Genomic DNA, 12,256 nt, shown 5'->3' with positions numbered 1-12,256 from the left:
TGGAGTCAGTGTTATGACTATTAACCTAGCTCGCCTGAATCAAGTTATTAACGATGTCCATTCGCAATATTCCATGCTCGCTGGTGGGGAGAATGCCAGCTATATTCCCTATCTGGCCAGTGTTCCCAGTCAGCTGGCCGGGCTAGCTATTGTCACTGTTGGTGGCGATATTATTTCACAAGGCGATGCTGATTTTCGTTTTGCTTTAGAGTCGATTTCGAAAGTGTGTTCTCTTGCTTTGGCATTAGAAGATATTGGCCCACAAGCAGTGCAGGACAAGATAGGCGCAGATCCTACCGGTTTGCCTTTTAACTCGGTGATTGCGTTGGAACTGCATAATGGCAAACCATTGTCACCGCTGGTAAATGCGGGGGCGATGTCCACAGTGAGTGCAATTAAGGCCAGCAGTCGGGAAGAGCGCTGGGCGCGTATTTTGGATATTCAGCAGCAACTGGCGGGTGCGCCGATTGCACTTTCGGATGAAGTTAACCATTCAGAACAAACCACCAATTTTCACAATCGGGCCATTGCCTGGCTACTTTATTCGGCCCAGGCCATGTATTGCGACCCGATGGAAGCCTGTGACGTCTATACCCGCCAGTGTTCAACATTGTTCAGTACCATTGAACTGGCAACCATGGGGGCCACTTTCGCGGCAGGCGGCAGAAATCCTGTGACTCAAAAACAGGTGCTGACGGCCTCAAATATGCCATATATTTTGGCTGAAATGACCATGGAAGGGATGTATGGTAGCTCCGGTGATTGGGCTTATACCGTGGGGTTACCGGGTAAAAGTGGTGTCGGCGGCGGAATTTTGGCGGTCGTGCCGGGCGTCATGGGGATTGCTGCATTTTCGCCGCCCCTTGACCCCGTAGGTAATAGCGTACGCGGCCAAAAAATGGTGGCGTCAGTGGCTCAGCAGTTGGGATATAACTTATATAAAGGCCCGCTTTTGTAACGGCCCACTTTTGTAACGGATAGAGGCCCTGCGGTGTGCAGGGCCAAGTCAATCATCGCAATTAGCTTAAATCAATATCTTTATGCCCGAAAAACCACGTCAGAATAAAGCCAGCAGTATATGAGATCAGTAGACCGGCCACATAAACCAGCATCCCGGCGAAAATCCCTTGAGCTGAAGTCATCAGCGGAATAGACACTAATCCCGATGGGCCAAATACAGTATTCAAACCAACTGGCAACCCCAACCAGGCAACCAAACCAATAAAGAAACCGCCGACCGCGCCGCCTACACAAGCAGTAATAAAGGGCTTCAGGCGCGGTAATGTCACGCCATAAATAAGAGGTTCTCCAATTCCCAATAGCCCCGGGAAAATGGCCCCTTTAATTTGTGTACGCAGCACCGAACCTTTTGGCGATCGGGCATAAAGTGCCAGCGCCGCGCCCACCTGGCCCGCACCGGCCATGGCCAAAATCGGGAATAATGAGTTGAATCCTTGCGCATCCATTAAGGCGAAATAAACTGGAACAAACCCTTGGTGAATACCAAACACGACTGCAATCAGGAATAACCCCGCCAGAATCGCGGTGCCGAACGGGTTACCATTCAAATGCATAAACAGCCAGGACATGCCCTTAAACAGCTCGCCACCCAGCGGCATAATGACAACAAAAGTAATGGCACCGGTAATCAGCAAGGTTATTGATGATGTCAGTATCATATCCAGATTATCAGGGATGAAACGGCGCACTTGCCGCTCAATCCATGCACCCAACATACAGGCCAGCAGGACACCGATGATGTTGCCGCGTGGATCAATCGCCAGGCCAAAGAAGTTGTCCATGCCGCCGTAGTAGCCGACAGTACCCTCTGGCACATAACGTAAAATAAAGAGTGAAGCAATAATTGCGCCGTTGACCCCCGTCCCGCCAAAGGCTTTTTGCGTATTAAAGCCAATCAGAATGCTCAGGAAGGTAAATAAACCGATGCTGAATACTTTCATGTAGGCAATCAGTGCTGCCAACCACGGAGATTGAATGACGCCATCCAATGCCAGTGTTTGCTGGAGCAAGGTCGCTATCCCCAGCAATAATCCCGCAGCAATAAACCCAGGAATGAGCGGGGTAAAGATGGTGGCGAATTTGGTCAGAAAATTATGAACCGCGCTTTGTTGTTTCGCTTTCATTTGCTGCTTTGTCTGGCCAGCTAGCACCTGTAAATCAATATTATTACTATTTTCAACTGGTTGATGCGATTCAGAACTCAGTATCTTGTTCATCATTTCGCTGGCTGTTTGAGCTTTGCCCGGCCCAAGAATGATCTGTAATTGGTCATCGCCATTCACCACTCCCATGACGCCGGGGATTTTTTTTAAGCTTTCATGTTGAATCAGTTGACGGTCTTTTAAAGTGAGACGGAGCCTCGTCATGCAGTTTCCGCAGACGATGATATTTTGACGCCCACCAATGAAGAGTAAAATTTGATCTATCGTGGTGCCCGTTATTTTCGCCATGGTTATGCTTTAATCTCCTGTAGCGCTTTGCGAATAAATCCCTTATTTTTGTTGAGGATATCGGCTGCTTCCTCCGCAGACATACCACTCAGAATCATCATAATGGCTGTTTTACAATGGCGGTTACATTCATTGAGCGCCTGTTGCGCATCTTCGGGGGAACATTCTGTTGCTTGAACAACAATATCGACTTGGCGCTGCACCAGTTTGGCATTTGTCGCTTCAACATCCACCATCAGATTGCTATAAACTTTTCCGCTACGGATCATCGCGCCAGTGGTCAGCATATTCAGAATTAACTTTTGTGCAGTTCCAGCTTTCATCCGTGATGATCCGGTGACAACTTCCGGGCCGACCAAAGGCTCAATGGCGATATCTGCCGCGTTCCCCATTTCACTATTCTGATTGCAGGAAATAGCCACCACGCTAGCCCCAACACGCCGTGCATAGGCCATGGCCCCCAGAACATAAGGTGTGCGGCCACTGGCTGCAATTCCCACTAATACATCGCGGGCATTAAAATTGAGATTACGCAGGTCTTGCTCACCCATTTCACGGCTATCTTCTGCATTTTCAACCGCTTGGAGAATGGCAGTGTTTCCGCCAGCAATCAGGCCAACGACCATTTCTCGCGGTGTCCCGTAAGTTGGTGGGCACTCACTAGCATCCAAAATTCCCAATCGTCCTGAGGTCCCCGCCCCACAATAAATTAATCTGCCGCCATGCACGAAAGCCTCTGCGATAAGAGAGACAGCTTGGGCGATTTCGGGCAGTTTTTCCTCCACGGCGAAGGGCACTTTTTTATCCTCATGATTGATAACCTTGAGTATCTCCAGTGTTGATAGCGTATCAATTTGAGAACTGGCGGGGTTTCGGCTTTCCGTAACCATTGAGCTTAGATTAATCTTCATGGGGACTTCCTTTTATTTAAATTATCAGCGATGTTAAGGAATTATTTATTTATTAAATGTGATGATTATCACGGTAAAATCTATTCTAATTACTGGGGCTATGAGGAATAAGTACAGATAAAGTAGAACAAATAAATAAATTATCTTCATTACTTTTATGCAGTTACACCTGAGTCATAAAAGGTGCTTGCGCTGGAATAATCTATTGTCTTTAACGGGAACCTTTGATGTCTATTTTGAATGAAATAACTTGGCTACTACCTGAATTGGCTGAAAATCAGCAAAAAATAGCGAAATATATTCTTCATAATCCAGAATCCATACTGAGTATATCCTCCTCCCAGTTCGCAGAAAATGCAGGAGTCAGCCAATCAGCCATTGTGAAATTTAGCCAGAAGATTGGCATGAAAGGCTTTCCAGCACTAAAAATCGCCATCAGTGAAGAATTAAGCAAGAATAATTTATTTAAATCCTACCCACATAAAGCGCTGCACAACTCTATTTCTTCAGAAGACTCACTGATGGTGATGGCACAAAAGCTGGCGCACGAGAAGACGGCAGCGATTATGGAGACAACACGGAAAATTAATTTCTCCGTTTTTCAGCAAGTGGTCTCGCTCATTAATGCAGCTCAGCGAGTACAGATAGTAGGTATTTGGGGCTCAGGGCTTACAGCAAAAGATCTGAGCTATAAATTACAGAAAATAGGCATAATGACCCTGGTTGAAGCCGACCTCCATGTACAGATTGCTGCGGCACTCACTCTCACACCTAAAGATGTGCAGATTGTTCTTTCTTTTACTGGCAGAAGAAAAGACATGAAAATCGCAGCAACAGTCGCCAAAGCACAAGGGGCAACTGTCATTGCAATTACTGGCAGTAAAGTTTCTCCATTGGCTAAAATTGCAGATTATGTCCTTGAAAGTATTTCGGATGAAAATGAGTGGCGTAGCTCTTCAATTTCTTCCAGAACGGCCCAAAATACCTTAACCGATCTGATATTCCTGGCGTTGATGCAGGAACGAAAAGAAATGGCAAAACCCTTGATTCTGAATGCGAGCATGACAATAAATAATCTGGATGACTGATGCTTTGATTTGTCGCTTTATAAAAATTAAGGCAATGAAGATGATATGAATTAATTATCTCATTGCCGGTATTAGATTTGTTGTCTCCATCTCGTCAGAAATTACCTGCATATCTCAATGACGATTAAATGATTTTAGAATAAATATTCCTGATGGTGGAAAATTATTCCTGACTTTATCGCCTTATATAGCGGCATTTCTGAAATGAACTGCAGGAAAAGAAATGCTATTATTCCTTTTAAGGCAAGAAAGGCGAATCAATCAACTGTGATAATTGTCACTTTATTATGTGTGCTAAAAAGTAAAATCGCCCGGCAAACATAACTAATGGAGGAGTTAATGAAAAAAATAATATCCGCGATTCTCTTATTTAGCACCTGTACTTATGCAGATGTTATTCCAGACGCGCAACTTAAAGAAATGTGGTTGTCGCCAAAAATCTCTGCTGAGAAAATGACGTCTAAAATGAGTTTTGAAGAAAAACTGGGGCAAATATTGATGGTTGATATTCGCTCATGGAGTCATACTGATAACAGTAATAAAACGGCATTTATTGAAATTAATGACACTGTCAGTAAGATGATTCACGATTATCATTTAGGTTCTATTATTCTTTTTCGTGAGAATCTGATTGATACGCCACAAACCGTCAAATTAATTAATAATCTTCAGAAAGCACGCAGTAATCTCCCTCTGTTTATTAGCACCGACCAAGAAGGGGGTTATGTCACCCGTCTACGAGTTGGTACTGAAATGCCGGGTAATATGGCATTAGGCGCGACGGGATCATCTAAGTTTGCTCAGCAGGCTGGAAGTATCCATGGTTATGAATTGTCCAGCTTGGGTTTTAACTTTAATTTTGGTCCAGTAGTTGATGTCAATAATAACCAAAATAACCCTGTTATCGGCGTACGTTCTTATTCAGATGATCCGGTGCTGGTGGGGGAATTAGCTCGTAGTTATATCAGTGGCATCCACAAATACAATGTACTCACCTCACTAAAACATTTCCCTGGCCATGGCAATGTCACTTCGGATACGCATTTTTCCTTGCCGACTGTCAATATTGATAAAGCTGCATGGCAGCAAGTCGAGCTGAAACCCTTTGTTGACGTCATGCCAGTTACTGATGCAATTATGACTGCCCATGTCGTCGTTCCAGCCCTGGATAATTCAATGCTGACGAATATCAAGGGGGAAAAAGTAGGCACTCCAGCGACATTATCAAAGCCAATTCTAACTGATATATTACGCAATCAGCTCAAGTTTGATGGCTTGATCCTAACAGATGCTATGGATATGGGCGCGATTACCAGTAACTTTGACAGTCATTGGTCTATCAAGCAGGCCATTATGGCTGGCAATGATATTATCTTAATGCCAATGGAAATTAAGAGCAGCGCCAGTATTGAAAAACTCAATGCACTTTATGATTATTTAAAAACCGAGGCTGAAAAAGATCCTGAGCTTAAACAACGTATTGAGAATGCAGCACAGCGGGTAATTTACACCAAATTGAGTAAGCATATTTCTTCGGAACCTCATGATGTTGCTATAGCAGAAAAGGTCGTCGCATCCAAAACTCATAAGGACATTGAGAATTTTATTTCTGAGCAGGCCATTACACTGATTAAGAATGATAATGTTCTGCCTTATCAGATTAAGCCACAAAATAAGATAATGGTATTCTCTGATGAGAAACCACGCAATGAACTCATTACTAAGCATCTTGATGATATTGCTAAGGAATTTCAGGTTGAATTTTCCGTTAACAATGAAGTCATTAAGTTAGATAAAAACGATGTAGCTGTTGAAGCAATAGCAAAGAAAATTAAAGATCAAAACTTTATTATTCTTGCGACTTACAATCTTAAGCTTAATCCTATTAATGCTCAGCGGATTATAGATGAAGCAAGTAAAGCTAATATTCCGTTGGTCGTGATATCCAGCCGTAATCCTTACGATATTTCCTATTTGTCCGGAGTGAAGGCCAATATTTCTATTTATGGTATCACTGGATTCGATGTTACCAATAATGTACGAAACAGTTTGGAAACTAATATTCGCAGTGGACTAAGAACATTGTTTCAGGGACCAAAAGGGAAATTAGATGTGTTGGCCGAACCACATGGAAAATTACCAGTGGATATCAAAACACCTGATAATAGCCAGATACTCTATCCACGTGGTTATGGACTAACCACGTTATAAAAATAGCGGAAGGTAAAAATGAATATCTTAAAAGGATTTGTGGTTTTCAGCGCCCTAACACTGTGTATACCTGTATTGGCCGATGAATTTGAAACTGACTATGACCAAGAGATTCATAAATTAAATAAACGAATCCAACAAATAGAGCTGGAAAAAAAAGAGGCGCAGGATAAGTTAAAACAAAAAGCCTGGAACTTCGAAACTTATATAGGCGCAGAGCAAGAAATAGACAGTGATGAAAGTTGGAAATTTATTAAAGGTAGTATGGCAACCTCACCTTATATTGGAGCCTATATTTATCAAAATGACTCATTGTGGCTATATGATGTGCAGTTTTTGAAAACATATCTAGATAATAATCCTGAGTATGATCGTACACGTTGGCAGGCAGGCGTAACCAGAACTTTTCCTTTCATCTATGATGGTAAGAGCGGTAATACAAAATTGCGATTAGGTTATCGTAATGACAATTGGCATTATCCTTCAATAAATAATCCGGCATTAGCTGATCTTGAATATAAAGGGGATGTCCGTAAAGGCGAAGAGCGGCATGAAATTTGGATCCGTCCACAGGCTTATTATAAATATTCTGAGAATCTAAGTTTTAATGCTAGTTTCTCATTCCGCCTGATTGACCGTAAATTGGACTATGCTCGTGCTAAAGGGAATTATGGGGTATACAAACGAGATTGGAGCCAAATAAATGAGCATTTTGTTGGCACAAATATCACCTTTAATCAGAATAACTCACTTTGGTTAAACTATTTGTATATTGATGAGCAATTGGTCAATACGCTTTATAACAAAGAGCATTTCTTATGGGGCATTTATCGTCATAAGTTTGATAATGGTCTTCTGTTTATGCCTTATACGCGTCTGGCTCTGGTTAAAGGTACACAGAGTTTCCGTGATTCGAATAATCATGAAACTATGTATAAAGAAAAGAATCGTAGCCGCTATGGTTTACAGGTGCTTTATCCAGTGACAAAGCAAACATCCATATTTGCCGATACCTATTATCGCCCAGAGCAAACCTGGATGAATAGCAACAAAACCAGTAACAACTTTTGGTTTTGGGCCGTGGAGCTAAGACATAATTTCTGATAATTGATAAGATATATCAGAACATCAATTTACTCATTGTGAGAGACAAAGGATGAGGTATTTCCTGCAGGTATTACTATGTCTATGTTCATTGCTTATTATCAGCGCTGGTTATGCCAGCGCTACCCAAGAAATTATTTTAGGCGTTGATCAGGAAAATGTTTATGGGCCACTGCTAAAAAATAAGCGAGTGGGTTTAATGGTCAACCAAAGCTCGATTAACAAGGAAGGGCGTCATACCATCGACAAATTGTTATCTGAGCAAGATAAATTCCATTTTACCGTAAAAAAGCTATTCTCCGTTGAACACGGTATTCGTGGGAATGCAGATGCCGGGTTAGGGGATGATAATCACATTGATAAACAGAGCGGTCTTCCCATTATTTCTCTATATGGGAGGGATAAAGACGGGCGTGTGCGGGCACATCCCACTGAAGCGCAGTTATCTGATGTTGATATTGTTATTTATGATTTACAGGATGTAGGTGTTCGTTATTTTACCTATACCATTTCTATGCATCATATGTTGGAAAGTCTGCAAAAGTATCATAAACAATTTATGGTATTTGACCGGCCTAACCCGCTCGGAAATTATGTCTATGGACCTATTCTCGAAGAAGAGAATATTTCTGGTATTGGTATGCATCCTATCCCTATGGTGCACGGACTGACGTCTGGGGAGTTTGCCAGTATGATAATCAATGAGGGCTGGCTAACGAATTTCAAGGATTCTAGTTGGCAGGCATTCGGTATCAAAGCTTATCAGTTTCCACCTGAGGATTTGACTGTCATCACTATGGGAAATTATACGCATAATTCACCATATTCATTACCAGTAAGGCCCTCACCCAATTTACGCAGCGATCTGGCTATTCAGCTTTATCCTTCTTTGGGATTATTTGAAGCAACCAGTGTCAATATGGGGCGAGGTTCCGACCACCCCTTTGAACAATTAGGTTTCCCATCCAAGCGATTTTATATTAACACCTGTTATCACGTCGACATCAACCAGCAGAAAACAGGGTGGCCGCAAGCGGGTAAGGAAGTGTGTGGCGAACAATTTGCTGTTGCCAATATAGCCGACTTTAAGCCGACAATACGTTACTTTGTTGAATGGTGGTTCAAATTTAAAGAGGCCGGTTATTCGATGGTTATTTCTCCACAGATGGAGGCCAATTATCTGGATTATCAGAATGATTATTTTTTAATCCGCCCTCTTTGGCTAGCAAAATTAACGGGCACACGTCATCTGGTTAAGTTAATGGAAGAAGCTGGTGAGAAGAAATTGACTGTCGATGAGACCGTGAATTATCTGGAATCTAACTGGCAGCCCGATCTAGATAATTATCTGAAGTTACGCGAGAAATATAAAATCTATCCTTAAATAATATTATTCTTCTTTGACGTTTGAGGTGCCAGTGAAAGCTGCGCCTCTTTTTTGTGGCTATTATCTTGGGTAGTGTAATCGCTCATTCAAACCAAATAAAAAGGAGTCAGACGATTTCTCATCTAACTCCTTGTTTTATTTGGTGGCCCCTACTGGACTTGAACCAGTGACCAAGCGATTATGAGTGTCAAATTAATGAGTTACCGATAATTACCTTTCGTTATATTTCAATTGTTTAACAACATCCTTGACACTGTATAAATACCCATAAATACTGGTTAATACCGCTCTGAGGTATCCCATAAGTATCCCAGAGCGACCAAGCGATTATTTGGGGATACCGTATTGTGAATCATTTTAAGTTTACCAAAGCCAGCATAGCGGCCCTGCCTCCAGATCCTGCTGGTGGAAGACTGGAGTACAGGGATACCGCCGTTAATGGTCTTATCCTGCGCGTTGGCGCTTCTGGCGTGAAGAGTTTCTGCATCTCCCGTAAACGGAATGGAAAGTTTATCCGGGCAACTCTTGGCCGTTTTCCTGATCTCAGTATCGAGAACGCCAGAGCTAAGGCCCTAGAGCTGCTTGGTGAAGTGGCCACCAATGGCAAAAATCCCAATGATGTCCGTCGTGTTCATGCAATGAGCAAGGTCACACTGGAAGATGCTATACAAACCTACATCGATAATCGCGGCCACCGCCTGAAACCTGTCACGGCAAAACAATACCGTTCTATTCTTGGCAACTTCTCTGGTGATTGGATGAAGCAGCCCATGGCTAATATTAGCCGTGAGCGAGTTGAGGCTAGGCATAAAGCAGTTACTCAAGGTTCCGTTTGGTTCGGTAAAGATAAGTCGCTTCTCCGAGCCGGTGTGGGGTCAGGGAGTCGGGCACAAGCGGATCTATGGGCTAGGGCGCTAAGGGCTGTTTATCGCTTCTCCCATGACCACTATCGTGATAAGGAAGGTAAAACCCTCTTACCAGACCCGCCGACGATGGTTCTCAGCACTAAACGCCAGTGGCATGGAACAGTAAGAAAAACAGAGCGAATCAGAACTTATGATCTTGGCCGTTGGCTGAGTGCTGTTGACCAAGTAAGAAATATATCAGCAGACGAGAGGGATGATGTGGCTTTGTCGGTCTGCGATGCTATTGAAATGGCGCTTTTTACGGGCCTAAGAAAATCAGAAGTATTTAATCTGACATGGGATCGGGTAAATGTTGGTGGGCGCTTCTTCTGGATAGATACTACCAAAAATGGCGATCCGCTTGAGCTACCAATTACTGACACGTTGCTAAACCTTTTCCGTAGGCGGCTCAAGCTCAAATTAGGCGAACAACATTATGTATTTCCCGGCCAGAAAGGAATTATCACTGAACCACGCCGGATAATAGCCAGAATAACGGAAGCTACAATCCCTTCTCCTAATCCTGACGGATTATTGCCAATACCTTTCAAGTGGCATGATGCGCGGCGTACGTTTGGCACTGTAGCGGAGCTGGTGGGTGTTGGGTCATATATTCTTAAGCGGTTGATGAACCATCGCACATTACGAAGCGCTGATGTAACCCAAGGCTACTTACATTTTGGGGCTGATGAATTGCAGGAGCCAGCCAGAAAAGTTGAGCGAGCGATATTGGAGCATGCAGGGCTGGTAGAAAAATCTGATGGCATTAATGCTAATTTACTAGCAGTTCTTTCCAATATGAGCGATGACGAAAAACGTAAATTACTTTTCTCATTGGTAAAAGAAAAAAGGAATCTATCATGAACAATCAAAAACCAGAATTACATGAGAATATTGATGATTTGCTTTCTCAAATGAATGAGGAAGATGCTAATAAATTTATGGATTATATGGATGTTCAGGATGTTAATGGGATTAACTCGACCATAAAAAAATATGGTTATGTCTATGTTATTCCAATTTCAAATATTATTTCGAACGAAGCAGTAGATAATTTATTTGGAGGGAAAGAAGAGGTTATTATACCTTTATTGATGAATTCTCTTTCTGATGCAGCGAAAAAAATAAAAGAAAACAGTGAGTTCTCAAAGGGAAAGAGTATTAATCAAGTTAATTCAATTTCTGAATTACGAGCATTAGACGAAAGTATGAACAAGAAGAAATTAGCCAATCAATATATTAGTGCTCTATTAAATGAAGAATTAAACGCAATAATGAAGGCCAAGTTAATTCTTGAGTCAGCAGGTTGTGACTATATCTCATCTGAATTAAATGTAATTATTGATAAAATGACAATTAATTTACTTTTAACAAATCCAATAAATGCTATAAAAAAGAAAGAAATAATCAGTGAAGATAGAAGAAAGGCAGGAAAGGGAAACATAAGCCCTCACAAAAATACAGCGATAAAAATAGCAAAAGATACTTGGGATAAATATCCAAACGCTAGTCAAGGGGGGATGGCTGATGAACTTTTCCATTATTTTCGAGAGAAACGGAACGATAATCCCGCTTCTGGTGCAATAAAAAGCTGGCTTTCTGAATCCGGGTTGAATCCAAATATTACGCCGAAAAATAGAAAGTTTAAGTTAGTTATCAAAGAGTAAGATGTCCAGAGACGCGTTAGCATACCAGCGAACGCGCTTCATACTCGATTGACTCGTCAATTAAATATAAAACTCGTTAAAGCCCCACTTAACCAGTTGCGCTGACTTACCTAATAATCCCGCAATAAATAATATTATCACCGAAACTAACTAACATTACACGGTGATACTTATGCAATTAATTCAAACAATAGACAAAAAACTTACTCGCAAAGAAGCTGCTGCAGAGCTTGGTGTTAGCCCCCAAACTTTAGCTAACTGGGCTAGTACCGGCTGCGTATCGATCCCGTTCTACAAGGTAGGAAAAAAGAAGGTCATTTATCATAAGTCAGACCTTGACGCCTATCTTGCATCAGTTCGTCAGACTCAAACTGTGTGAGGCGGGATATGTCATATAAAACAAAAGCGGCACTGCAAGGCCGCCAATGTAACTACAGAAAAAATAAGCCAAGCCAGATTACCACACTGATCGATCAGGTCAATAACCTTGGGCGAGTTGCTAATATGCAACT

General features: G+C 42.2%; 10 protein-coding genes. 8 read left to right on the top strand and 2 right to left on the bottom strand.

Annotation, left to right across the window (positions count from 1 at the left end):
- Window positions 1-13 precede the first annotated feature (13 nt).
- Entirely contained in the window at window positions 14-958 is a 945-nt protein-coding gene (glsA, locus tag DXZ79_RS17565; RefSeq protein ID WP_038638896.1) for a glutaminase A, read from the top strand.
- Window positions 959-1,019: 61 nt separating this feature from the next.
- Here the strand turns inward: glsA and murP are convergent, their stop codons facing one another.
- Window positions 1,020-2,471, bottom strand: a complete 1,452-nt coding sequence (murP, locus tag DXZ79_RS17560) for a PTS N-acetylmuramic acid transporter subunit IIBC (RefSeq protein WP_038638899.1) — start codon at window positions 2,469-2,471, stop codon at window positions 1,020-1,022.
- Between the two features lie 2 nt (window positions 2,472-2,473).
- Window positions 2,474-3,382, bottom strand: coding sequence for an N-acetylmuramic acid 6-phosphate etherase (gene murQ, locus DXZ79_RS17555; RefSeq protein WP_038638902.1), 909 nt, complete (start codon window positions 3,380-3,382; stop codon window positions 2,474-2,476).
- 227 nt (window positions 3,383-3,609) lie between these two features.
- Between murQ and DXZ79_RS17550 the strand changes: the two genes are divergently transcribed.
- The 7 genes from DXZ79_RS17550 to DXZ79_RS17520 all read left to right on the top strand — a co-directional run bounded on the left by DXZ79_RS17550 (window position 3,610) and on the right by DXZ79_RS17520 (window position 12,123).
- Entirely contained in the window at window positions 3,610-4,470 is an 861-nt protein-coding gene (locus DXZ79_RS17550) for an SIS domain-containing protein (protein ID WP_038638905.1), read from the top strand.
- 339 nt (window positions 4,471-4,809) lie between these two features.
- Window positions 4,810-6,681, top strand: coding sequence for a glycoside hydrolase family 3 protein (locus DXZ79_RS17545; protein ID WP_038638908.1), 1,872 nt, complete (start codon window positions 4,810-4,812; stop codon window positions 6,679-6,681).
- An 18-nt stretch (window positions 6,682-6,699) separates the two neighbouring features.
- Entirely contained in the window at window positions 6,700-7,785 is a 1,086-nt protein-coding gene (locus DXZ79_RS17540) for a hypothetical protein (protein ID WP_038638911.1), read from the top strand.
- 52 nt (window positions 7,786-7,837) lie between these two features.
- The gene (locus DXZ79_RS17535; protein ID WP_038638915.1) at window positions 7,838-9,169 is read left to right on the top strand and encodes an exo-beta-N-acetylmuramidase NamZ family protein; all 1,332 of its coding nucleotides are present in this window, start codon (window positions 7,838-7,840) and stop codon (window positions 9,167-9,169) included.
- Window positions 9,170-9,519: 350 nt separating this feature from the next.
- On the top strand, window positions 9,520-10,941 hold the full coding sequence (locus DXZ79_RS17530) for an integrase family protein (protein WP_120011512.1): 1,422 nt from the start codon (window positions 9,520-9,522) through the stop codon (window positions 10,939-10,941).
- Window positions 10,938-11,744: a hypothetical protein gene (locus DXZ79_RS17525; protein WP_120011511.1), complete on the top strand. Its 807-nt coding sequence runs from the start codon at window positions 10,938-10,940 to the stop codon at window positions 11,742-11,744. Before DXZ79_RS17530 ends, DXZ79_RS17525 begins: the two co-directional genes overlap by 4 nt.
- Before the next feature lie 172 nt (window positions 11,745-11,916).
- Window positions 11,917-12,123: a helix-turn-helix domain-containing protein gene (locus tag DXZ79_RS17520; RefSeq protein ID WP_120011510.1), complete on the top strand. Its 207-nt coding sequence runs from the start codon at window positions 11,917-11,919 to the stop codon at window positions 12,121-12,123.
- Window positions 12,124-12,256: the final 133 nt, after the last annotated feature.

The sequence above is a fragment of the Yersinia rochesterensis genome, from assembly GCF_003600645.1.
GTDB classification, from domain to species: Bacteria; Pseudomonadota; Gammaproteobacteria; order Enterobacterales; family Enterobacteriaceae; genus Yersinia; species Yersinia rochesterensis.
The sequence above is the reverse complement of the archived record's forward strand: the minus strand, read 5'-3'. Positions and strand labels throughout refer to the sequence as shown.